Origin of the sequence: Afipia broomeae ATCC 49717 (assembly GCF_000314675.2) — a bacterium.
Classification (GTDB): Bacteria; Pseudomonadota; Alphaproteobacteria; order Rhizobiales; family Xanthobacteraceae; genus Afipia; species Afipia broomeae.
Window position 1 is genome coordinate 743,777 of sequence record NZ_KB375282.1, and the last position, 22,335, is coordinate 766,111.

Annotated in this window: 22 protein-coding genes; 21 read left to right on the forward strand and 1 reads right to left on the reverse strand. The window is 59.1% G+C overall.

Annotation, left to right across the window (positions count from 1 at the left end; genetic code table 11):
- Positions 1-42: 42 nt before the first annotated feature.
- From HMPREF9695_RS03525 to arcC, 9 genes are all read left to right on the forward strand, one after another.
- Positions 43-1,050: a polysaccharide deacetylase family protein gene (locus HMPREF9695_RS03525; RefSeq protein WP_006019416.1), complete on the forward strand. Its 1,008-nt coding sequence runs from the start codon at positions 43-45 to the stop codon at positions 1,048-1,050.
- Between the two features lie 63 nt (positions 1,051-1,113).
- Positions 1,114-2,319, forward strand: a complete 1,206-nt coding sequence (locus HMPREF9695_RS03530) for an amidohydrolase family protein (RefSeq protein WP_006019417.1) — start codon at positions 1,114-1,116, stop codon at positions 2,317-2,319.
- Positions 2,320-2,515: 196 nt separating this feature from the next.
- The gene (locus tag HMPREF9695_RS03535) at positions 2,516-3,268 is read left to right on the forward strand and encodes a TetR/AcrR family transcriptional regulator (RefSeq protein ID WP_006019418.1); all 753 of its coding nucleotides are present in this window, start codon (positions 2,516-2,518) and stop codon (positions 3,266-3,268) included.
- 575 nt (positions 3,269-3,843) lie between these two features.
- Complete coding sequence (locus HMPREF9695_RS26850; protein ID WP_245258706.1) at positions 3,844-4,377, forward strand: oxamate carbamoyltransferase subunit AllH family protein; 534 nt, start codon at positions 3,844-3,846, stop codon at positions 4,375-4,377.
- A 198-nt stretch (positions 4,378-4,575) separates the two neighbouring features.
- Positions 4,576-6,168 carry a gamma-glutamyltransferase family protein gene (locus tag HMPREF9695_RS03545; protein ID WP_006019420.1) on the forward strand — a complete coding sequence of 531 codons (1,593 nt, stop codon included), beginning with the start codon at positions 4,576-4,578 and terminating at the stop codon, positions 6,166-6,168.
- A 219-nt stretch (positions 6,169-6,387) separates the two neighbouring features.
- The gene (locus HMPREF9695_RS03550; protein WP_006019421.1) at positions 6,388-6,576 is read left to right on the forward strand and encodes a hypothetical protein; all 189 of its coding nucleotides are present in this window, start codon (positions 6,388-6,390) and stop codon (positions 6,574-6,576) included.
- A 10-nt stretch (positions 6,577-6,586) separates the two neighbouring features.
- On the forward strand, positions 6,587-7,837 hold the full coding sequence (locus HMPREF9695_RS03555; RefSeq protein ID WP_006019422.1) for a YlbE family protein: 1,251 nt from the start codon (positions 6,587-6,589) through the stop codon (positions 7,835-7,837).
- The gene (gene fdrA, locus HMPREF9695_RS03560; RefSeq protein WP_006019423.1) at positions 7,834-9,369 is read left to right on the forward strand and encodes an acyl-CoA synthetase FdrA; all 1,536 of its coding nucleotides are present in this window, start codon (positions 7,834-7,836) and stop codon (positions 9,367-9,369) included. The genes HMPREF9695_RS03555 and fdrA overlap by 4 nt, the downstream gene beginning before the upstream one ends.
- Complete coding sequence (gene arcC, locus HMPREF9695_RS03565; RefSeq protein ID WP_006019424.1) at positions 9,356-10,321, forward strand: carbamate kinase; 966 nt, start codon at positions 9,356-9,358, stop codon at positions 10,319-10,321. Before fdrA ends, arcC begins: the two co-directional genes overlap by 14 nt.
- A 207-nt stretch (positions 10,322-10,528) precedes the next feature.
- On the opposite strand, the gene HMPREF9695_RS03570 is transcribed toward arcC, so the two are convergent.
- Positions 10,529-11,440, reverse strand: coding sequence for a DUF2189 domain-containing protein (locus HMPREF9695_RS03570; protein WP_006019425.1), 912 nt, complete (start codon positions 11,438-11,440; stop codon positions 10,529-10,531).
- A gap of 593 nt (positions 11,441-12,033) precedes the next feature.
- Here HMPREF9695_RS03570 and coxB point away from each other — a divergent pair.
- The 12 genes from coxB to phoU all read left to right on the forward strand — a co-directional run bounded on the left by coxB (position 12,034) and on the right by phoU (position 22,329).
- Positions 12,034-12,867 (forward strand): cytochrome c oxidase subunit II, encoded by an 834-nt coding sequence (gene coxB, locus HMPREF9695_RS03575; RefSeq protein ID WP_006019426.1) that lies wholly within the window; start codon positions 12,034-12,036, stop codon positions 12,865-12,867.
- 78 nt (positions 12,868-12,945) lie between these two features.
- The gene (gene ctaD, locus HMPREF9695_RS03580) at positions 12,946-14,721 is read left to right on the forward strand and encodes a cytochrome c oxidase subunit I (RefSeq protein WP_006019427.1); all 1,776 of its coding nucleotides are present in this window, start codon (positions 12,946-12,948) and stop codon (positions 14,719-14,721) included.
- On the forward strand, positions 14,718-15,422 hold the full coding sequence (locus tag HMPREF9695_RS03585; protein WP_006019428.1) for a cytochrome c oxidase subunit 3: 705 nt from the start codon (positions 14,718-14,720) through the stop codon (positions 15,420-15,422). The genes ctaD and HMPREF9695_RS03585 overlap by 4 nt, the downstream gene beginning before the upstream one ends.
- 13 nt (positions 15,423-15,435) lie before the next feature.
- Positions 15,436-16,158 (forward strand): heme-copper oxidase subunit III family protein, encoded by a 723-nt coding sequence (locus HMPREF9695_RS03590; RefSeq protein WP_006019429.1) that lies wholly within the window; start codon positions 15,436-15,438, stop codon positions 16,156-16,158.
- An 8-nt stretch (positions 16,159-16,166) separates the two neighbouring features.
- A complete protein-coding gene (locus tag HMPREF9695_RS03595) occupies positions 16,167-16,535 on the forward strand; it encodes a cytochrome C oxidase subunit IV family protein (RefSeq protein WP_006019430.1) in 369 nt (122 codons plus the stop codon).
- 35 nt (positions 16,536-16,570) lie between these two features.
- Positions 16,571-16,864 carry a GYD domain-containing protein gene (locus HMPREF9695_RS03600; protein WP_006019431.1) on the forward strand — a complete coding sequence of 98 codons (294 nt, stop codon included), beginning with the start codon at positions 16,571-16,573 and terminating at the stop codon, positions 16,862-16,864.
- Positions 16,865-16,935: 71 nt separating this feature from the next.
- On the forward strand, positions 16,936-17,358 hold the full coding sequence (locus HMPREF9695_RS03605; protein WP_006019432.1) for a c-type cytochrome: 423 nt from the start codon (positions 16,936-16,938) through the stop codon (positions 17,356-17,358).
- A 431-nt stretch (positions 17,359-17,789) separates the two neighbouring features.
- Positions 17,790-18,803 carry a phosphate ABC transporter substrate-binding protein PstS gene (pstS, locus tag HMPREF9695_RS03610; protein ID WP_006019433.1) on the forward strand — a complete coding sequence of 338 codons (1,014 nt, stop codon included), beginning with the start codon at positions 17,790-17,792 and terminating at the stop codon, positions 18,801-18,803.
- Between the two features lie 111 nt (positions 18,804-18,914).
- Positions 18,915-19,913 (forward strand): phosphate ABC transporter permease subunit PstC, encoded by a 999-nt coding sequence (pstC, locus tag HMPREF9695_RS03615; RefSeq protein ID WP_024921456.1) that lies wholly within the window; start codon positions 18,915-18,917, stop codon positions 19,911-19,913.
- A 3-nt stretch (positions 19,914-19,916) separates the two neighbouring features.
- Positions 19,917-20,762 carry a phosphate ABC transporter permease PstA gene (gene pstA, locus HMPREF9695_RS03620; RefSeq protein WP_006019435.1) on the forward strand — a complete coding sequence of 282 codons (846 nt, stop codon included), beginning with the start codon at positions 19,917-19,919 and terminating at the stop codon, positions 20,760-20,762.
- Positions 20,759-21,586 carry a phosphate ABC transporter ATP-binding protein PstB gene (pstB, locus tag HMPREF9695_RS03625; protein ID WP_006019436.1) on the forward strand — a complete coding sequence of 276 codons (828 nt, stop codon included), beginning with the start codon at positions 20,759-20,761 and terminating at the stop codon, positions 21,584-21,586. The genes pstA and pstB overlap by 4 nt, the downstream gene beginning before the upstream one ends.
- A 26-nt stretch (positions 21,587-21,612) precedes the next feature.
- Complete coding sequence (phoU, locus tag HMPREF9695_RS03630) at positions 21,613-22,329, forward strand: phosphate signaling complex protein PhoU (protein ID WP_006019437.1); 717 nt, start codon at positions 21,613-21,615, stop codon at positions 22,327-22,329.
- Positions 22,330-22,335: the final 6 nt, after the last annotated feature.

The window sequence follows — 22,335 nt, forward strand, 5'->3', positions numbered from 1 at the left end:
GAAATGTCAAGCGGCCATAATTACTTTGAGGGAGTTTCCGGGATGGTCGAGAAAACGTCCACACCAAAAGAGAAGCAGATTGTGCCGATATCTGCGGCAGTTGCCGATGCTTCGAGCAACCAGAAAAATCAGTTGCGTTCGCGTAATGGGAAAAGTCTCGAGGTTCCTTCGCACGGGCGATACGGCTACAGCGCGATCGTCAACCGGCCTGACTTCAACTGGCCCGACGGCAAGCGACTTGCCGTCTATATCGGTTTGAATCTTGAGCATTTTTCGTTCGGCGACGGACTGGGCGCGGAGTTGTGCCCCGGCGGTCCGCATCCGGATGTCCTGAATTATGCATGGCGCGACTACGGCAACCGTGTCGGTGTCTGGCGGCTAATCGATCTTTTCGACGAGCTGTCACTGCCCGTGTCTGTCCTCGCGAACAGCAGTATCTACCATTACTGCCCGGAAGTGATGGAGGCTTTTCGGAAGCGCGGCGCCGAGGTGGTCGGTCATGGGCGAACGAACTCCGAGCGGCAGGGCATACTGCTCGAAGCGGAAGAGCAGCAACTGATCGCCGAGTGCACTGCGGTGATTGCCGATTTCGAGGGGCGCCAGCCGGCGGGATGGCTCGGACCGTGGATCTCGCAGTCTCACCTCACGCCGGACCTGTTGGCCGAGGCCGGGTACGGATACTTGCTCGACTGGTGCATGGACGATCAGCCGATCTGGTTTTCAGCCCGCAATGGCGGAAGGATTCTTTCGGTGCCCTATCCGCAGGAATTGAACGACATTCCCTCGATCGTCGGGCGAAAGGACTCGGGCGAGCAGTTTGCCCAAATGATCGTCGACAACTTCGAGGAAATGCTGGAGCAGTCCACGAAGCAGTCTCTCGTGATGGGCATCGCGCTGCATCCTTATATTGTGGGGCAGCCGCATCGTTTGAGGCCGCTGCGGCGCGCGTTGCAAACCATCGTTGCGAAGCGGCGCGACATCTGGATCACAACCCCAGGACGCATCGCCGATTACTGTCGCACGCTGCCCGAAGGAATCATCCAGTCGTGACGAGGCGCAACCGCACAGCCGATCGACGATGCATGTGCTTGCTTACAGATTTGGGGACTTTAATTGACTGACATCGATACCCTGTTTCAAAACGCACGACTGCCCGATGGGCGAACGGTCGATATCGCAGTGAAGAACGGGCAGATTTCTGCCATTGCGGCCGGTCTGCGCGTTGCGGCGCGTGAAAGTACTGATCTCAAGCGGCGTCTCGTGCTGCCGGGCCTGGTCGACGGTCATATCCATCTCGATAAGGGGTTCATCGGCGACGAATGGAAGCCGCATCGGCCGTGTACCGCAGGCTTCAATGTCCGCGAGCGGGTTGAGTTCGAGAAGCAGGCACTTGCCAAGGCGAAGCCGATTCCTGTCCGCGCCGCCGGTCTGATCGAGCTTTGCGTTTCGCAGGGTACGACCCATATGCGCAGCCATGTCGATATCGATCCGCAGATCGGATTGCGGAATCTCGATCAGGTGGCCGCGGTCCGCGATGCGCATCGGGGCAAAGTGTCGATCCAGATCGTCGCCTTTCCGCAAAGCGGCATCGTGACTGCGCCCGGCACGCGCGAACTGCTCGACGAGGCCGTCCGCAATGGGGCCGATCTTGTCGGCGGTCTCGACCCCGCCGACTTTGACGGTGACATCGCGGGACACCTCGATGCAATCTTCGATGTCGCGGAGCGTCATGGTGTCGGCATCGATATCCATCTGCACGACGGCGATCTGCTCGGTGTGTTCGAAATCGAGGAGATCGCGCGGCGCACGAAGGTGCTTGGCCTTGGAGGCAGGGTGACGATCAGTCACGCGTATGCGCTGGGTCAGGTTCCGCGAGATATAGCGCTGCGGGCGGCAAATCGGCTTGCGGAAGCGGGGGTTTCGATTCTGACGAATGCGCCCGGCGCTCACGCATTTCCGCCGGTCCTGCTGCTTCACGAAGCCGGCGTGAATGTCTTCGCGGGCAACGATAACATCCGCGATTCCTGGTGGCCTTATGGCGATGGCGATCTGCTCGAACGGGCGATGATCGTGGGGTATCGTTCAGGTTTCAATACCGACGCGGAGCTCGCGCTTGCGTTCAACATGGTGACGTCGCACGCGGCGCGAGCACTCGGTATCAAGGGGTATGGTCTTGTGGAAGGCGGGCCTGCTGATTTTCTGGTGATCGATGCGCAGCACGTTCAGGAAGCGGTTATCGCGCGGCCCAAACCCCGTGACGTCTATAAAGCCGGCCGCCTGGTCGCCCGCAACGGCGTGACAGTCTCCGATGTACGTTGAAGCAAGCGCATTGGCCAATAGGCCGTCCACCCGGCGAGGACGGCCGATCTCGTCATTTGATTGCAGTTGCGGCGATGTGGTAGCTAGGACCCATATTGCCCGCAGAATGCAGTTTCAGAGGTCGAATGACCCCGCCGGTAACGGCAACTATGTTAAAGTCACCAAATGCTTTCAATGGTGTTGACCAGGTGCACGAATGAACGAGACGTCAGCAAAGAAGCAGCCCGCACGCAAGAAAGCCGCCGGGGGCAAGCGCAAACGGGATTCCGCCCTCACCAAGGAATCGATCCTGCAAGCTGCGACTTATGAATTCTGCCGCAACGGACTTGGCGGGGCGCGCGTCGATGCGATTGCTCACCGTGCGAAGGCCAATATGCGCCTGCTGTATCACTACTTCGGCGACAAGGACGGGCTCTATCTCGCTGCTCTGGAGCATGTCTATACGGATATCCGCGCCGCCGAACAGCAGCTTAATCTCGACAGTCTCGACCCCGCGGAAGCCCTGCGCGAGCTGGTCGATTTTACGTTCACGTTCTTCCAGAATCACCAAGACTACATCGCGATGATCAACACGGAGAATCTGCAGCGCGGAAAGTATCTTCGCAAATCACGCAAGATCGCCGCACTGACAATGCCGCTCGTATCCAACATCGAGAACATTCTACGGCGAGGCGCGGCGGCCGGCATTTTCCGCAGCGGCGTGGATCCGATCCAGCTCTACGTGACGATTACGGCGTTCAGTTATTTCCACGTATCCAACCGGCATACACTGTCGCTGATGTTCGACAAGGATCTGGGCGATGCAGGCTGGCTTGAAGACCGCCGCAGGCACGCTCACGACGTGATCATGGCGTGGCTGACGGTTCCCGATACCTTGCGCAAGGATGGTAAGAAGGTCTCCTCACCGAAGCTTTCGCCGGTGCAGGGCAAAGCCCCTAATCTCGTCTAACCTTGTCCTGTTTACGCGCGCGGAAACAATTCGTTCCCGATCATGACGTTGTCGGTATGTGCAGCACGCTCTTCCCGTTTGACATAAAAGTAAGAATATTATTACTTATATGAAATTCGGGGCGCGGGGTCGCCTGAGAGCCGGATATGGCATTAAAAGGTTACATAGAGACTTCTGTGTCACGGCCGGGTATCCGGCCGTTGCCTACCATTCGCGAAATGGGGCTGTTCGCGGAGAAGGCGCTGCGGAGCGAGAGCGAAGGGCGGGTTGTCGCTGTTTTCGAGAACTCGTTTTATGCCGTGCTTGGTGGCCAGTGGATTTGTGTTGGCCTTCCGCATCTTGGCTCTGGTCCGCTGCATGTCCTGTGCGAACGTCGGCCGCTTTGCTGGCCAGCGATAGACGCTGCCGTTTCGGTGAATCGTTCAACTCTCTGTATCGACAACAGGCCATTGGCGACGATCGGCGATGCATCGATTTGGAGGCCGGTGTCGGCAGTATGCTGGACGCTTGCAGGATTGCAGCGCGGACTTGGCGCCGTTGATCAATCTTTTCTTGTTGGGGTGGCGGAGGAGGGATTGGCGTCTGCGGGTTGTGCGCAGCGTCACGAAAAGCTCACGCCGCTTGTCGCTGTCGCCGCGCCGGGAATAGCTGCTCTCGATCGCGTCATCACGAATGCGCTCGCTGGACGTGCTCCTCTGCCGGCGGATAGCGCGGAACTGGTAGCACTTATCGGTCTCGGACCGGGTCTGACGCCGTCCGGTGACGATCTGCTCGGAGGCGCGCTCATCGCGCTGGCGGCACTGGATCTGCCGAAAGTGCGGGACCTGCTGTGGAGCGCCTTCCGCGAGCATCTTGATCGTACCAACGACATCAGCGCGACACATCTGCGGACCGCGGCGCTGGGTTACGGAGCCGCCGCGATGCATGCTGCAATTCACACGACGATAAGCGGGGACATCAATCGTGTGGCGCCGGCTTTGGCCGCGGTATCGGCGATAGGTCACAGTTCGGGCAGGGACGGCTTTGCTGGCGCGTTGATTGCACTGCGGGCTATTGAGCGGCACTTCGCCCGCGATGAGCCGCGGCCTCCGTCTTTCAATCGCATTTAGCGGCACCGCATCCGATCTCCCAACTTAACTGCTCCGGGTGCATGCCCGGAGCAGTTCTTTCTCTGCGGTGCAGTGCCTTTTCTCGTCGATGGTTTCTGGCGCTGCGATCGCGCGCCGACTGGATGGGCGCTCGCTCAAGGCTCTTGACGGTATATAAGTAAAAACATTATTACTTATTTTTGCGTGCGGAGCTCTCGGATGTTGCAGACGAAAAGAAGCTATCGAGGCATGGTGACGGCGCCGCATCATCTTGCGGCCCAGGCCGGTCTTTCCGTTCTGTCCGATGGCGGCAATGCGATCGAGGCAATGATTGCCTCCGCTGCGGCAATCGCCGTGGTCTATCCGCACATGAACGGCCTCGGCGGCGATAGCTTCTGGCTGATCGGCAAGCCGGGATCGGCGCCGATCGGAATTCAGGCGTGCGGGCGTTCCGCGATGGCTGCCGATCGCAATTGGTATCGGGAGCGTGGGTGCACGGCCATTCCCGGGCGCGGTCCATTGGCGGCGTTGACTGTTGCGGGCACCGTTGACGGCTGGGAGAAGGCGCAAAATCTCAGCCGCCGGCAGCATGGCGGACGATTGCCAATGTCGCGTCTTTTGCAGGATGCGATCCGCTACGCATGGGAAGGTGTGCCGGTTCCGCAAACACTCCACGAGAACATCAAGAAGAAGCGCCCGGAGCTGCAGGACGTACCGGGCTTCGCTGATGTCTATTTGCCGAACGGTGCTCCACTCGCTGTCGGTTCAAAGCTGCGGCAGCCTCGCGTCGCGGACACCCTCGCGCGCCTGTCGCAAGCGGGCCTGTCGGATTTCTATCGCGGTGATCTCGCCCGTTCGATGGCCGCCGATCTTGAAAAGGCCGGCAGCCCGCTTCGTCTGCCCGATTTCGAGCGTTATCAAGCCACGCTGGTAACCCCGCTGTCGCTCGATGTGGCTGGCCACAAGGTTTTCAATATGCCACCGCCGACGCAGGGTCTCGCGTCGCTGCTGATCCTTGGACTTTACGCACGGCGGATTGCCAACGAGGCTGACGGCATCGACCATCTTCACCGGCTGGTTGAGTGCACCAAGGCAGCATTTCGTGTCCGCAATCGGCATGTGACGGATCCCGACTATATGGAACGTGCCGCGGTGGACTTCCTGACGGAGGAATCCCTCGCGGCCCTCGACAAGACTGTTGCGACAGATCGCGCTGCTCCGTGGCCCGATCCGTCAAAGCATGGCGACACGGTTTGGCTCGCTGCGACCGATCGCAGCGGTTTGAGCGTCAGCTTCATTCAGAGCATTTACTGGGAGTTCGGCTCGGGTGTCGTTCTTCCTCAGAGTGGCGTGACCTGGCAAAATCGCGGAACAAGCTTCGGCCTCGGTGAGAACGATACAAACCGGTTGGAGCCGTCGCGGCTTCCCTTCCACACCATCCAGCCTGCGATGGCAGAACTGAGCGATGGCCGCCTGATGTCCTACGGCACGATGGGCGGTGAAGGACAACCTCAAACGCAGGCCGCAATTTTCTCGCGCTATGCGCTGCACGGCCAGGATCTCCAGTCGACGGTCACCGCTCCGCGCTGGCTGCTTGGCCGAACGTGGGGTGAGGAGAACAACAATCTGAAAATCGAATCCCGTTTCGATGCAGGAACGATCGAGGCGATGCGCAGTCTTGGGCATGATGTGCAGGTTGTGGGGCCGTTCGAGGAATTCATGGGGCACGCAGGCGCAATCGTGTGGCATCCGGACGGATTGCTCGAAGGTGCAAGCGATCCCCGCAGCGACGGTGTGGTTGCTGCGCGATAGCTGCGATGGGACGGCGCCGCCACCGCCGATTTGCCGAGATGTAGTCGCGTGCACAATCGCGCGGCGTCTTGATGCTTATCATCGCTAAGCCGCCGCTGCCGCTTTCATTCGGATCATGATCCTTCAGGGTCTCAATTCAGTTTTGGTATCGGCAATTGACAAAGTAAGAATTTTCTTACTAATCTTGAAGCGTCGATAAAGAGTGAAGGAATGACGTCCATGGCAACTGAGAAAAATGCGCCGTATCAGGCTCTGCTGACGGGCGACGTGAAGGTCGTGAACGTCGGCCTTGAAGGCTTCGTGAAAGATCTGCGCGACTGCGACATCGAGGTCGTTCATGTCGACTGGTCGCCGCCGGCCGGTGGTGATCCTGAGATGGCTGCGTTGCTCGCGAAGCTCGGCGTGTGAGGAGGCGTTCATGAAATTAATAGAAGAAGCAAACAAGCAGGCTCTGGCGCGCATTCTGGAAGGCGAGCCGAAGCTGATCGACATCGTTCCGGCGCGGGAGGTGTTGAAAGGATTGAAGGATCGGATGGTTCTTCATGCCGGGCCGCCGATCACATGGGACAAGATGTGCGGTCCGATGCGGGGCGCGGTCGCCGGCGCAATTGTCTTTGAAGGCTGGGCGCCAGATCTCGAGGCTGCCACCAAGCTCGCCGCCAGCGGCGGTATCGAATTTCATCCGAACCATCATTTCGGCGCGGTCGGTCCGATGACCGGAATGACGACGGTGTCGATGCCGTTGTTTGTTGTCGAGAATACCAGGTTTGGTAATCGCGCCTATTGTGCGATCAACGAGGGACTTGGGAAGGTGATGCGCTTTGGCGGCAATGACGCGAGTGTGCTCGCGCGACTTGCCTGGCTGCGCGACGTATTCGGACCGGTCCTTGCCAGGGCCATTCGGGCGCGCGGCGGCATTGAGCTCAAGTCGATCATCGCGCGCGGCCTCTCGATGGGCGACGAGATGCACCAGCGCAATCTCGCCTGCTCAAGCGTGTTTCTGCGGGAGGTGGGGCCGTCGCTGGCGCGGACCTCGACCGACAACGAAGTTCTGGCCGATTGCATCGCTTTCATTGCGCAGAACGATCAGTTTTTTCTCAACATCGCGATGGCCATGGGCAAGGCGATGACCGATCCGGCGAAGGGCATTCGCGGTTCGACCATCGTCACCGCCATGTGCCGCAACGGCACCGACTTCGGTGTGCGTGTCAGCGGCCTCGGCGACCAGTGGTTCACCGCGCCGGTCGAAATGCCGGAGGGTCTCTACTTCGCTGGTTACTCTGAAAAGGACGCTAATCCGGACATGGGCGACTCCGCCATCGTCGAGACCATCGGTCTTGGCGGTTTCGCCATGGCTGCGTCACCCGCAGTCGCCGGATTCATCGGTGCCGGTGCGCCGTCGTCAGCGGGAAATTTCACCCGTGCGATGGGTGAAATCACGGCAGGCCAAAATCCTGAGTGGACAATCGCCGCGCTCGACTTCGCCGGCGTTCCTACCGGAATCGATGTGCGTCTGGTGGTCGAAACCGGGCTGGCGCCGGTCATCAATACCGGCATCGCACATCGAGAGCCCGGGATCGGGCAGGTGGGCGCCGGCGTGGTGAAGGCGCCGATGGCCTGCTTCCAGCAAGCTGTCCGGGCCATTGCGAAAGATCTGGGGGTATCATGAGCGCGTTCGTTCTGAATGAAATTCGAAAAGGTTTCTATCTGGATTCGGTCGCGCTGATGCGGCTGTCGCGTGAGATCGCGTCTGCGCCCGGCATTCTCGAAGCTGCGTTGATGATGGGGACGCCGTCGAATGTTGCCATCATGCGTAACGCTGGACTTCTCGACGGTGATGTCGCTGCACTGGGCAACGATCTCATCCTTGCGGTCAAGGCCGAGAGCGAACAGGCCGCACGGACCGCGCTCGGCGACGCGTTCAAGGCGCTCGATAAGCCAAAGACCCGGAGTGCGGGAGAGGCCGCATGGCGGCCGCGCAGCATTGGCGCGGCGGTCAAGTCCACGCCTAATGCCAATCTGGCGCTGATTTCCGTTCCCGGTGAATTCGCCGCGGCCGAAGCGCGCAAGGCGCTGAACCGCGGGCTTCATGTGCTGATGTTCAGTGACAACGTCTCGATCGCGGACGAACTGTCGCTCAAGCAGCAGGCTCGGGAGTTGGGCCTGCTGATGATGGGGCCGGATTGCGGCACGGCCGTCATCGGCGGTGCGCCGCTGGCGTTCGCCAACAAGCTGAAGCGCGGCAAGATCGGTATCATCGGCGCGTCCGGAACCGGCACGCAGGAAGTCTCGTGTCTGATCTCCGAGGCAGGTGAGGGCATCTCGCACGCGATCGGCGTAGGCGGACGCGACCTGAAGAAGGAAATCGGGGGCATCACAACGCTGATGGCTATGGATGCGCTGGATGCTGATCCGGAGACGGATCGCGTGGTTCTGATTTCCAAACCGCCGCATCCGGATGTTGCGAAGGTTGTGATCGCGCGCATCGCAAAAAGTCCGAAGCCCTATACGGTGTGCTTCATCGGTGCAGCTTCAGCCGCCGATCTGCCGCCGAATGCGAAATTTGCGCGCACCCTGAAAGATGCAGCGGAGCTCGCGCTCGGAGGCCGGACCATCGGCGGCAACTTCAACGTCACGAAGCTTGCCACGCGCTTGCCCCGGCGCAGGGGGGGACGCCGGATCGAGGGTCTGTTTGCCGGAGGGACACTCTGCGCCGAAGCGCAGGTGATCCTCGGAGCCGGCGGACGCAAGGTGGCGTCGAATGCCGCGATTCCGAATGTTCCCTATCTCGATGCGCCGGAGAGCGCTGGCCGGGATCGGATCATCGATCTCGGCGCGGACGAATACACCCAGGGCCGGCCGCATCCCATGATTGATCCATCGGTGCGCGACGACGCCTTGCGTGCGGCACTGAGCGATCCGGAGCTTGCGGTGATTCTCGTCGATCTCGTGATCGGTTACGGCGCGCATGCCGACCCCGCATCGCATCTGGCGGAGATCGTAGCCAACCGGCCTGACAGTGCCCCCATCATCGTCGCTTCGGTGACCGGCACGGAGCTTGACCGGCAGGTGCGCTCCGTGCAGGTCCGGCGTCTGGAGGACGCGGGCATTATGGTCGCGCCGTCGAACGCGCAGGCATGCGAACTCGTGCTGGCTCTTGCGGCCAATGACATGAAGGTGAGCCGTTATGCGAACTCTTAATGAAGTTCCGCGCCGTCTTGTAATCGCCATCGGTGGCAATGCGGTTCATCCGGAAGACATCAGTGGCACCTCCGAAGAGCAAAAGTCCGTTGCGCAGCAGACCGCGGAGGCGCTGTTGCCGCTGGCGCAGATCGACAATGAATTGGTGATCACGCACGGCAATGGCCCCGTGGTCGGCAAGATCATGATGCGTCAGATGCTGACCATGAGCCGCATTCCGCCGATGTCGATGGACATCTGCGTGGCGCACAGTCAGGGCGGCATCGGCTATCTCCTGATGCAGGCGATCGAGAACGCCTTGCGGGAACAGGGCAATCAGCGGCACGTTGCAAGTCTCCTGACCCAGGTGGAAGTCGATGCCGACGATCCCGCCTTCGGCAACCCGACCAAGTTTGTAGGTCCGTTCTTCACGGAAGAGGAAGCCAAGAACATCAGTAAGGAACTGAACTGGGCAATGCGCGAGGATTCCGGTCGCGGCTGGCGTCATGTTGTGCCGTCACCGAAACCAAAACACGTCTGCGATATTTCGCTGGTCGATGCGCTGGTCAAGCGCGGCACCATCGTTATTGCTGGCGGCGGGGGTGGCATGCCGGTGATCCGCGATGCGAAGGGCGTGCGTACCGGCGTGCCTGCGGTCATCGACAAGGATCTGACGTCGGCACACATCGCCAATGTGCTCGATATCGACGAATTGCTGATCCTGACGGCGGTGCCGCGTGTCGCCATCAATTTCGGCAAGCCGAACCAGAAGGAGCTTACGGAGGTCACGCTCGACGAAATCAAGGCCTATCACCGGGAAGGACATTTTCCGCCGGGCAGCATGGGTCCGAAAGTCGATGCGGCAATCCGCTTTCTGGAAGGCGGCGGCAAGCGCGCCATCATCAGTCACCTTGATCATGCGATGCCTGCGCTTCGCGGCGAGACCGGAACGCATATCGTTCGGAACCCATAACCGCTTTCGTACTCACAAGAAGAAAGCTTCGCCGACTGGGAGAAAAGAATCGTAGCTCACTCCGGCATGAACTCAATGATCGCGCTTGGACGCATGACGGGAGTGCATGATCCGCGCAGCGACGGGCGAGCACTCGGGATGTAACCGGTCTCAAGCGTTTCCGCTGTGGACGACGGAGTCGCAGCGGAAACGCTTCGGTGATTGGTTCTACGGCTTGTCGCGCCCCCACGGGAGCAGAGAAGCCGGAAAATCGGCCGCGTAGCGCCGTCCTTTCGGCGGGTGTGGCGGTTCCTGGTATGGATTCGGATCCGGCTCGAGCACCTTGCGATAAAGATGCCACGTGGCATGACCGAGTACGGGCAGAACAACGGCGAGACCGAGGAACAGCGGAATCGATCCGATCACCAGCAGCGCAGCAACAATGAGACCCCACGTCGCCATTGCAACGGGATTCTTCGCCACGACCCGCAGAGAGGTCCGGATGGCATCGATCGTATTCGCATGCCGGTCAAGCATCAGCGGAAACGCCACGACACTGATGCACAAAGCGATGACAGCGAACAGAAAGCCGACGCTGCATCCAACGACCATCAGCTGCAGCCCTTCCTTGGTCGAGAAAATGCGTGAGGCGAAATCGGGAATGCTTGCAGCAGGAGTGTTGCCGAAGATGGCAACGTAAATGGAATCTGCGGTGGTGACCCAGACAACGAAAAGAATGAGCAGGATCACGCCAAGTCCGAGCATGGCTCCGAAAGACGGTGATCGCAGCACGGCAAATGCATCCCATGCGGAAGGCTCTTCCCCGCGCTCGCGCCGGCGGCTGAGCTCGTAGAGCCCAAGCGCGGCGAAGGGACCGATCAGTGCGAAGCCCGCCGCAAGCGGGAACAGCAGCGGCAACACCGAATAGCCGAGCACTGTCCTTGCGATCACAAGTCCGAGCACTGGATAGATGACGCACAGAATAACCGCGTGGCTTGGGATCGCCTTGAAGTCTTCCCAGCCCAGCCGCAAGGCCTCGAGCAGATCGGAGGTTCCGATGTCGCGAACGACAGGGACGGCAGCGCCGGAAGACGCGTCTGGTACAACTTGTGGAATGTTGTCTGAATACGGTGTGGCCATGGCCGCAATCTCCCATGCGTTCGCACCGGCGAGATTGGGCGTCTTTTTCAAGCGACGTTCAATCGCCTTCGTGCGCAGAAATGGCGACCAGATGAGACGGCCAAGTTCACGAAAGAGCTATGCCGGGCAAACCGGGTCGCGACCTGTGGAGCAAGTATAGCGCAACCAGACAAGAATAGCACGCGCTGTTAGATCCATTGTGCATCTGCAAAATTTTTGAAGGCAAGGTGAGAAGACGTTACGCGCTTCTGTGTTCCCGATTGCATTGCGGCATTGTGCGACGGCACAGCACTCAACAAGCATCATCCGTTCGCATGAGCCGGTCTATTGACAATCAAGCCCGGCGAGGAACATCCTCTAGTGGTAATGCCCATAGTTCAATGACACCTGCGATCGCAGCATCTTCGCTGAATTGAACCCGACCGGCATACTTGCTCTTTAAACTGCTGATGTCGGTTTCGATGTTGCGACCGGTTAAGGGGGCAAGGCGGCCAGCATTGCGATGGCTATCTTGAGGCATGCCATCCCGTGTCGACATGAGCCGTGCCCCTTAAGTCTTGTCCGTAGCCTCTAGAGGCAAGGATGAACAAGGCATGGCTGTAGCACTCATACTGCTTTTGATCGCGATCGCTTCCGTGCTGTTCCACCTCTGGAGTCCGTGGTGGTGGACGCCGATTGCTTCAAACTGGAGCTACATCGACGACACCATCACGATGACGTTCTGGATCACCGGAGCGGTGTTCTTCGCGGTGATCGCGTTTATGGCCTATTGCGTCTTCCGCTTTCATCACAAGGAGGGAAGGCGGGCAGCCTACGAGCCGGAAAACAAGAAGCTCGAATTGTGGCTCACGATAGGAACCGCCATCGGCGTCGGCGCAATGCTCGCCCCCGGTCTGGTGGTCTGGCACCAGTTCGTCACCGTTCCGGCCAACGCCACCGAAATTGAGGTCATGGGCCAGCAATGGCGCTGGAGCTACCGCCTTCCGGGTAAGGATGGCCGGCTTGGCACAACTGATGCCCGCAACATCAGCGCCGAAAATCCCCTTGGACTGAATCCAAACGACCCGAACGGACAGGATGACGTCGTGATTGAAAACGACGATCTTCATCTGCCTGTAGGAAAACCGGTGAAGGTATTGCTGCGCTCGATCGACGTCCTGCATGATTTCTACGTGCCTGAGTTCCGGTCGAAGATGGACATGGTGCCCGGCTCCGTTACCTATTTCTGGTTCACTCCAACGCGAACCGGGACGTTTGAGGTCCTCTGCGCAGAGCTGTGCGGCATCGCGCACGCGCAAATGCGAAGCAAGGTTATTGTTCAGGAAGAGAAGGACTATCACGCGTGGCTTGAGAAGCAGCAGACGTTTGCGGAGCTATCCGGTGAGCGCAACATCATGAAGGCAATTTTCAAGACAGGCAGTGAATGAAAAATACTGATGAAGAGGCGCCGCACCTCGTGAGGCTAACTCCTCTCGGATGAGTGGAAGACCAAGGAGGACATTTCGATGGTTGATGTCCCGTCTGACGTGCTCGCAGGAATTCCGCCTGCTGAAGTGGGTGAGGTCGATCTTTATCATCCGCATAGCTGGTGGACCAAATACGTCTTCTCGCAGGATGCGAAAGTCATCGCGATCCAGTACTCGCTCACCGCGATGGCCATCGGCATGGTCGCGCTGGTGCTCTCGTGGCTGATGCGGCTGCAACTTGGATTCCCCGGTACCTTTTCATTCATCGATCCAAGCCAGTATCTCCAGTTTATCACCATGCACGGCATGATCATGGTGATCTATCTTCTCACGGCGCTGTTTCTCGGAGGTTTCGGAAACTACCTCATCCCGTTGATGGTCGGCGCGCGCGACATGGTTTTCCCGTACGCCAATATGCTGAGCTACTGGATTTACCTGCTTGCCGTGCTGGTGCTGGTGGCGACCTTCTTCGTGCCCGGTGGACCGACCGGCGCCGGATGGACGCTCTATCCGCCGCAGGCAGTTCTCTCCGGAACGCCAGGACAGGAGGCCGGCATCATCATGATGCTGCTGTCACTGGTTCTGTTCATCATCGGCTTCACCATGGGCGGCCTGAACTATGTGGTGACAGTACTGCAGGCCCGCACGCGCGGGATGACGCTGATGCGAATGCCACTGACGGTGTGGGGAATTTTCACAGCGACCGTGATGGCGCTGCTCGCTTTTCCCGCTCTGTTCGTCGCCTCGGTGATGATGCTTCTTGACCGGCTTCTCGGCACCAGCTTCTTCATGCCCACGCTGGTGGAAATGGGCCAGCAGATGAAGTACTCCGGCGGGAGCCCGCTGTTGTTCCAGCATCTGTTCTGGTTCTTCGGTCATCCCGAGGTCTATATCGTCGCGCTGCCGGCTTTCGGGATCGTCTCCGATCTCATCAGCACCCACGCACGCAAGAACATTTTTGGCTATCGCATGATGGTGTGGGCGATCGTCGGAATCGGCGCGCTGAGCTTCGTGGTGTGGGCGCACCACATGTATGTCAGCGGCATGAATCCGAAATTCGGCTTCTTCTTTGCGACGACGACGCTGATCATCGCGGTGCCGACTGCGATCAAGGTCTACAACTGGGTCCTGACCCTGTGGCGCGGCGACATTCATCTCACCATCCCGATGCTGTTCGCGCTCGCGTTCATTGTCACCTTCGTCAACGGCGGCTTGACCGGCCTCTTCCTCGGTAACGTCGTTGTGGATGTTCCGTTGTCCGACACGATGTTCGTCGTCGCACATTTTCACATGGTGATGGGCATTGCGCCGATCATGGTCGTGTTCGGTGCGATCTATCACTGGTACCCGAAAGTCACCGGGCGGATGCTGAACGAATCGCTCGGGCGTTTTCACTTCTGGGTGACGTTCATTGGCGCCTACGCAGTCTTCTTCCCGATGCACTATCTCGGGCTGCTGGGTATGCCGCGCCGTTATCATGACATTGGCGATACGGCATTCGTCCCGGCATCCGCCCACGATCTGAACGCATTCATGAGCATCGCAGCCTTGATCGTGGGATTCGCCCAGCTTGTGTTCGTGTTCAATCTGTTCTGGAGCCTGCGCAAGGGGAAAGAGGCTGGCGGCAATCCGTGGCGGGCGACCACGCTGGAATGGCAAACGCCTGAAACTCCGCCGGCGCATGGCAACTGGGGCAAGGAACTCCCCGTCGTCTATCGCTGGGCCTACGATTACAGCGTGCCCGGTGCTGCGCAGGATTTCATTCCGCAGAATGAGCCACCGGCTGCTCTTGCACTGAAGGGGACGCATCCGTGACAGCAATTGTCCTGTTCATGGCTGGAATCGCGGCCATTGCGGGATGGTGGCTCTCGCAGCAGCGCCTTGCCGCCAAGCCATGGCTGGAGGAGGGCGTCATTGGCGATTTTCCCGATGGGAGCGTTTCGTCGCTGCCGCCCGCGAAGATTGGACTGGGTGTGTTTCTGGCGGTCGTCGGATCGTTGTTTGCCCTCTTCATCAGTGCGTACTCCATGCGCATGGAGCTGATTGACTGGCGGTCGATGCCGGTACCGAAGCTGTTGTGGTTCAACACCGGCGTTTTGATCGTAAGCAGCGCAGCACTTCAATGGGCGCAAGTCGCGGCGCGCCGGGATGACGGTGACAATGTGCTTATCGGCTTGCTCGCAGGAGGCGTCTCTGCCGTCGTTTTTGTGATTGGCCAGTTGCTGGCGTGGCAACAACTCAACGTAGCCGGTTATTTTTTGACGGCTAACCCGGCCAATGCCTTCTTCTATCTCATCACCGCGGTTCACGGACTGCATGTGCTGGGCGGCCTCGCGGCGCTGGGCAGGACCGTCGCCAAGGCTTGGCGCGGCGTTGAGGTCTCGCGGCTGCGGTTGAGCGTCGAACTGTGCACCATGTACTGGCACTTCCTGCTTCTGGTTTGGCTGATCCTGCTTGCGTTGTTGACTGGCTGGGCGGACGATTTCGCCGCCATCTGCCGCCAACTGCTGACTTAAGGAGATTGGACCGATGGCGGAGACTGTGCTGACAAACACCGGACAATCCCACACACGGGCTAAGGGCTGGCGAGGCATTACGGCCGACTGGTCGTCAGATCAGCGGGCGTTCAAGAATGTCTCGTGGGGCAAGGCCATGATGTGGATCTTTCTCCTCAGCGACACCTTCATTTTCGGCTGTTTTCTGCTGTCATATATGACGGCGCGGATGTCGACGACGGTGCCTTGGCCGAACCCCAGTGAAGTGTTCGCGCTCGAGATCGCCGGACATCATATGCCGCTGATCCTGATTGCCATCATGACCTTCGTGCTCATCAGCAGCAGCGGAACCATGGCGATGGCCGTCAACTGCGGCTATCGGCGCGACCGCCGCAAGACTGCGATCCTGATGCTGGTGACGGCTGCATTCGGCGCGACGTTCGTCGGCATGCAGGCCTTTGAGTGGACAAAGCTGATCATGGAGGGTGTCCGGCCATGGGAGAATCCGTGGGGGGCAGCGCAGTTCGGCTCATGCTTCTTCATGATTACGGGTTTCCACGGAACGCACGTCACCATCGGCGTGATTTTCCTGATCATCATCGCGCGAAAAGTCTGGCGAGGGGATTTCGACACCGAGCGGCGCGGCTTTTTCACGAGCCGGAAGGGACATTACGAGATCGTCGAAATCACCGGACTCTATTGGCATTTCGTCGATCTGGTGTGGGTCTTCATTTTTGCGTTTTTCTATTTGTGGTGAGGTGACACATGGCTGAAGTCACGATGAACGGAGTTTCTCATGCGGTACCGGCTGCTGCACATGCCGAGGGACAACAGCATCCGATCAAGCTGTACCTCGTGGTCTGGGCATGGCTGTTTGTGCTGAGCGCCTGCTCTTATCTCGTCGATTATTTCGGCGTTCACGGATATCTACGCTGGTCGCTGATCCTGCTGTTCATGATTCTGAAGGCAGGTTTGATTGTGGCGGTCTTCATGCATATGGCCTGGGAGCGCCTGGCGCTGAGTTATGCCATCCTGCTGCCGCCGCTGGTGTTGCTGGTGTTCGTGGGCATCATGGTTCTGGAGTCGGACTACACCTTTTTGACCCGGATCGTGTTCTTCAAGTCAGGGGCGTGAGACTGGTGGGGGCCTCGTACGTACGGAGGACTGCCATGACGACATATATCATGCTGGCGAACTGGACCGACAAAGGCGTGCACGCCGTGAAGGACTCGCCGCGCCGTCTGGATGCGGCGAAGAAGGCGCTCAAGGATATGGACGGCGAGTTCAAATCATTTTTCCTGACCATGGGACAATATGACATCGTCGCGGTTTACGAAGCTCCGGACGATGCGGTTGCTGCGCGTTTCAACCTGCAACTTGGAATGATGGGAAATATCAGGACGCGCACATTGAAGGCGTTCCCCGAAGCAGCTTACCGGGAAATCATCAATTCGCTGGGCTAACCCGCCAACAGCGCGCTCGTTTCAGATTTGGTTTTCTCAGCCGTTCTGTTTGTCAGACATGGAGTGGTCGCATGCGCATTTTCATTCTCGTCGTAGGAGCAGGGCTTCTCTCGGTTGTTCCCGCCACCGCCCAGGATGCGGCCGCAGGCGAGAAGGTTTTTGCTCAGTGCAGGGCTTGCCACCAGATCGGCGAAAGCGCGAAGAATGCCGTCGGGCCCGTGCTCAACGGACTGTTCGGGCGCAAAGCCGGGAGTATCGAAGGCTTCAACTACTCGGCGGCGAACAAGAACTCCGGCCTCACCTGGGATGAAGCGACCTTCCGGGACTACATCAAGGATCCAAAAGCCAAGATTCCGGGCACCAAGATGATTTTCCCGGGCCTGAAAGATCCAAAGCAGATTGACGATGTCGTCGCCTACCTCAAGCAGTTCGATTCCAAAGGAAAGAAAGCGGAGGCAGTTCCATCGGGCATCAGGCAGGCGAGCCTGAAATGAAGTGCTGTCCTGGTAGCTCTCTAGTTTCGCCCGGGTCCAACGGTCTGCGTGCCGGGGGGCAGGAAGGTGTTCCTGCGTCCATGATTGCCCTTGCCGGGGCATGCAGATCGGCGTTGGAGCCCTTACTCGGTGCGGCGGTTGGCGCAGCAGATACCCTGCCGCCAATCATATCCACGCACTGTCACACTCGGCTGCTTAGATGGGAAGCGGGTAAACATGAGTGGTATCCATCGCTCTTCCGAAATAGATGATTTTATATTCATCTAGTAAATCAATGACTTGGTCGTGTGTTACTGAGTGGTAAACGCTGTCACACCGCTGTCATGTGGATTTCATAAAAAGTGCAGGCTCGGCCTTCTAAGAAGGCGGCCTCGAAGCGCGATAACGATCTCGAACGGTCAGGCGCTTTGTTCACACGATGGAGAGACCCAGTGAATTTCATTAAAAAAGCGATCGTCGCTGCCGGCCTTGTCGCCGCATCGACCTCGGCCTTTGCTGCCGACATCACCGGCGCGGGTGCGACGTTCCCGTTCCCCGTCTACTCGAAGTGGGCTGACGCTTACAAGAAAGAGACCGGCAACGGTCTGAACTACCAGTCGATCGGTTCCGGCGCCGGCATCAAGCAGATTCAGGCCAAGACCGTGACCTTCGGCGCGACCGACGCGCCTCTCAAGGCTGAACAGCTCGAGAAGGATGGCCTCATTCAGTGGCCGATGGTGATGGGCGCGATCGTGCCTGTCGTGAACCTCGAAGGCATTAAGCCGGGCGAACTGGTGCTCTCCGGCGAACTGCTGGGCGACATCTATCTCGGCAAGGTCACCAAGTGGAACGACCCCGCAATCGCCAAGCTGAACCCGAAGCTGACGCTGCCGACCGATGCCATCACCGTGGTGCGTCGTTCGGACGGTTCGGGAACGACCTTCAACTTCACCGACTATCTGTCGAAGGCCAGCCCTGAGTGGAAGGCCAAGGTTGGTCAGGGGACCGCTGTTGAATGGCCCACCGGCGTCGGCGCCAAGGGCAACGAAGGCGTAGCCGGCAACGTCGGCCAGACCAAGAACTCGATCGGTTATGTCGAGTATGCCTATGCCAAGCAGAACAAGCTGACCTACACTGCGATGATCAACAAGGCCGGCAAGACCGTGCAGCCGACCGTTGCTGCTTTCCAGGCGGCGGCTTCCAATGCTGATTGGGCCAAGGCTCCGGGCTACTACGTGATCCTGACCGACCAGCCGGGCGAAGCTTCGTGGCCGATCACCGCCGCAACCTTCATCCTGATGCACAAGACCCCGGTCGACAAGGCTGCCTCTGCGGAAGCGATCAAGTTCTTCAAGTGGTCGTTCGAGAAGGGCGCCAAGATGGCTGAAGAGCTCGACTACATCCCGATGCCTGAGCCGGTGGTCAAGCTGATTGAAAAGACCTGGTCGGCTGACATCAAGAGCTAAGCAAATGTTCCGGAGGAGAGGCTTGCCTCTCCTCCGTTTTCTTGGACTACCGCTGGCGTAACGACGTGTGCGGCCGGCAACTATGTAAAGTGAATGGGACAGGGGACTAGCGTGGCAGAGATGGCGGTTCAGAGCACCTCAATGGAAGCAGCCGGACCTTACGATCGCGCAAAAGCTCTGAGCGCATTCAAGTTCGGCGACAAGGCATTCTACTGGACCACCAGGGTCTGCGCGATCGCCGTCTTGCTTATTCTCGGTGGCATTATTCTATCGCTGATCGCAGGCGCATGGCCCGCGATGAAGGAATACGGGTTTGCATTCCTCTGGACGCAGCGCTGGGCGCCGTCCGCTGATCCTCCGGTTCTGGGCGCGCTTGGCCCGATCTACGGCACGCTGATAACCTCGGTGATCGCGATGATTATCGCCATCCCGGTCGGTATCGGTATCGCGATCTTCCTGACCGAGCTTTGCCCGCAGTGGCTGCGCCGTCCGATCGGCATCGCCGTCGAACTGCTCGCAGGGATTCCGTCGATCATCTACGGCATGTGGGGCTTCTTCGTACTTGGTCCATTCCTGGCAAACTCATTCCAGCCTTTCATGATCCGGCTGTTTGACGGTGTGCCCGTCCTCGGCACGATTTTCGCGGGGCCGCCGTCCTACCTCAGCCTTTTCAATGCCGCGCTGATTCTGGCCATCATGGTGCTGCCCTTCATCACCGCGATTTCCGTCGACGTATTCAAGACGGTGCCGCCAGTGCTGAAGGAGGCGGCCTATGGTGTCGGCTGCACCACCTGGGAAGTCGTCCGCAACGTCGTGATCCCTTATACCAAGGTCGGCGTGATCGGCGGCATCATGCTCGCACTCGGCCGCGCGCTCGGCGAGACGATGGCGGTGACATTCATTATCGGAAACTCGTTCCGGATATCCTCATCGGTCTTTGCTCCGGGCACGACAATTTCAGCGGCCATCGCCAGCGAATTTGCCGAAAGCGACGGTCTGCATCAGTCCGGTCTCATTCTGCTTGGCTTGCTGTTGTTCGTACTGACGTTCTTCGTGCTCGCAGCAGCGCGGCTGATGCTGATGCGTCTTGAAAAGAAGGCGGGGAACTAAGTCATGAACCCGATCTATGCCTCTCGCCGCCGCTGGGACATCGTCATCCGGTTCTTGTGCCTTGGCGCAGCTGTTTTCGGCGTGACCTGGCTCGCGCTGATCCTGTTCACGCTGTTCTACAACGGCTTTGCTGGCCTGCATCTCGGTGTCTTCACCGAGAATACGCCGCCGCCCGGATCTACCGATGGCGGATTGCTGAACGCCATCGTTGGCTCGATCATTATGACGGTGTTTGGCGTCGGCATCGGCGCGCCGATCGGATTGTTCGCCGGCACTTATCTCGCCGAATACGGCAAACACGACCGCCTGACCTCGGTGATCCGCTTCATCAACGACATCCTGCTGAGCGCGCCATCGATCATCATTGGTTTGTTCGTGTATGGTGCGGTCGTTGTACCGATGGGCGGCTTCTCGGCGCTGGCCGGCACGCTGGCGCTTGCGGTGATCGTGATCCCGGTCGTGGTGCGCACCACCGAAGACATGCTTGGTCTCGTGCCCAATCCGCTGCGTGAAGCAGCATCTGCACTCGGTCTTCCGCGTTCGCTTGTCATCAAGCGTATCGCTTATCGCGCTGCGCGCGCCGGCCTCATCACCGGCGTCCTGCTGGCGACGGCACGCGTTGCTGGCGAAACCGCGCCGCTGCTGTTCACTGCGCTGAGCAACCAGTTCTTCAGTCTCGATCTGACCAAGACGATGGCGAACCTGCCGGTGACCATCAACAACTTCGTCCAAAGCCCCTACGACTACTGGAAACAGCTCGCATGGACCGGGGCTTTGCTTATCACCTTGACCGTACTTGCCCTTAACATTGGCGCGCGCATTCTCGGCGCCGAGAGGACATCGAAATGAACGAGCAGCTTTCTGTCAGCGTAGATCTTTCCCGCAGCCCCGTACCGGGTGGTATTGGCCGGCTTGATGCGCGGCCCAAGGTGACCGCGCGCGATCTGAATTTCTATTATGGCGAGCACCACGCCCTGAAGAGCATCAATCTTGTTCTCGGCGAGAACCGCGTGACCGCCTTCATCGGACCGTCGGGCTGCGGCAAATCCACATTGCTGCGCATCTTCAACCGCATGTACGACCTTTATCCCGGTCAGCGAGCGGTCGGCCAGTTGATGCTGGACTCGACCAATATTCTTGATCCGAAACTGGACCTGAATTTGCTGCGCGCCCGGATCGGTATGGTGTTCCAGAAGCCGACCCCATTCCCGATGACGATCTATGAGAATATCGCGTTCGGTATCCGGCTCTATGAAAAGATTTCGAAGTCCGAAATGGACGGCCGCGTCGAGGCCGCGTTGAAGGGCGGCGCGCTCTGGAACGAGGTCAAGGACAAGCTGAACGCCAGCGGCCTCAGCCTGTCCGGCGGCCAGCAGCAGCGCCTGTGCATCGCACGCACTGTCGCCGTCCGTCCTGAGGTCATCCTGTTCGACGAACCTTGCTCGGCGCTCGATCCGATCTCGACGGCCAAGGTCGAAGAACTGATCCAGGAACTCAAGGAGGACTACACGATCGCCATCGTGACGCATAATATGCAGCAGGCGGCGCGTGTGTCTGACAAGACAGCGTTCATGTATCTTGGTGAGCTGGTCGAGTTCGACGACACCAACAAGATATTCACTTCGCCGACCGACCGGCGCACACAAGATTACATCACCGGCCGCTTCGGCTGACGCGCATTCGCGGGAGAAAACATATCATGGCTTCAGATCATACCGCCAAAGCGTTCGACGACGACCTTCAGGAACTCAACCGGCTCGTGGCCGAGATGGGCGGACTGGCAGAACGGCAGATCGTCGATTCCGTCGATGCGTTGATCCGGCGCGACGTCGCGCTGGGCAAGCGCGTTGTCGCGGCCGACCTCGAGATCGATAAACTGCAGCACTTGATCGAGGAACGCGCGGTGCTGACGATCGCTCGCCGCCAGCCGATGGCGGTCGATCTGCGTGAAATCGTCAGTTCGATGCGCGTTGCCACCGATCTGGAGCGCATCGGCGACCTGTCGAAGAACATCGGCAAGCGCGTCGCAGCGCTCGACAGCGATTTCCATCCGCTGAAGCTGATCCGTGGCCTTGAACACATGACCGACCTCGTTCAGTCGCAAGTCAAGTCGGTGCTCGATGCATATGCGGCGCACGATCTGCCTGCCGCGATGACCGTCTGGAAGGGCGACGAAGAGGTCGATGCAATCTGCACGTCCCTGTTCCGCGAGCTTCTGACCTATATGATGGAAGACCCGCGCAATATCGGTTTCTGTATTCACTTGATGTTCTGCGCCAAGAATATTGAACGGATCGGCGACCATGCGACCAACATCGCCGAGACGGTTTTCTACATGATCGAAGGCCAGCAGATGCTCGATCAGCGCCCGAAGGGCGACATGACGAACTTTGCAACGGCCGCGTCAGGCAGTTAATTTGTA

Coding starts and splice junctions, on each gene's coding strand:
- HMPREF9695_RS03550 (WP_006019421.1), top strand. CDS start 6,388: ATGGCAACTGAGAAAAATGCGCCGTATCAGGCTCTGCTGACGGGCGAC.
- pstB (WP_006019436.1), top strand. CDS start 20,759: ATGAACGAGCAGCTTTCTGTCAGCGTAGATCTTTCCCGCAGCCCCGTA.
- HMPREF9695_RS03605 (WP_006019432.1), top strand. CDS start 16,936: ATGCGCATTTTCATTCTCGTCGTAGGAGCAGGGCTTCTCTCGGTTGTT.
- HMPREF9695_RS03595 (WP_006019430.1), top strand. CDS start 16,167: ATGGCTGAAGTCACGATGAACGGAGTTTCTCATGCGGTACCGGCTGCT.
- HMPREF9695_RS03525 (WP_006019416.1), top strand. CDS start 43: ATGGTCGAGAAAACGTCCACACCAAAAGAGAAGCAGATTGTGCCGATA.
- arcC (WP_006019424.1), top strand. CDS start 9,356: ATGCGAACTCTTAATGAAGTTCCGCGCCGTCTTGTAATCGCCATCGGT.
- fdrA (WP_006019423.1), top strand. CDS start 7,834: ATGAGCGCGTTCGTTCTGAATGAAATTCGAAAAGGTTTCTATCTGGAT.
- ctaD (WP_006019427.1), top strand. CDS start 12,946: ATGGTTGATGTCCCGTCTGACGTGCTCGCAGGAATTCCGCCTGCTGAA.
- HMPREF9695_RS03555 (WP_006019422.1), top strand. CDS start 6,587: ATGAAATTAATAGAAGAAGCAAACAAGCAGGCTCTGGCGCGCATTCTG.
- pstA (WP_006019435.1), top strand. CDS start 19,917: ATGAACCCGATCTATGCCTCTCGCCGCCGCTGGGACATCGTCATCCGG.
- phoU (WP_006019437.1), top strand. CDS start 21,613: ATGGCTTCAGATCATACCGCCAAAGCGTTCGACGACGACCTTCAGGAA.
- coxB (WP_006019426.1), top strand. CDS start 12,034: ATGGCTGTAGCACTCATACTGCTTTTGATCGCGATCGCTTCCGTGCTG.
- HMPREF9695_RS03535 (WP_006019418.1), top strand. CDS start 2,516: ATGAACGAGACGTCAGCAAAGAAGCAGCCCGCACGCAAGAAAGCCGCC.
- HMPREF9695_RS03600 (WP_006019431.1), top strand. CDS start 16,571: ATGACGACATATATCATGCTGGCGAACTGGACCGACAAAGGCGTGCAC.
- HMPREF9695_RS03570 (WP_006019425.1), bottom strand. CDS start 11,440: ATGGCCACACCGTATTCAGACAACATTCCACAAGTTGTACCAGACGCG.
- HMPREF9695_RS03545 (WP_006019420.1), top strand. CDS start 4,576: ATGTTGCAGACGAAAAGAAGCTATCGAGGCATGGTGACGGCGCCGCAT.
- HMPREF9695_RS03590 (WP_006019429.1), top strand. CDS start 15,436: ATGGCGGAGACTGTGCTGACAAACACCGGACAATCCCACACACGGGCT.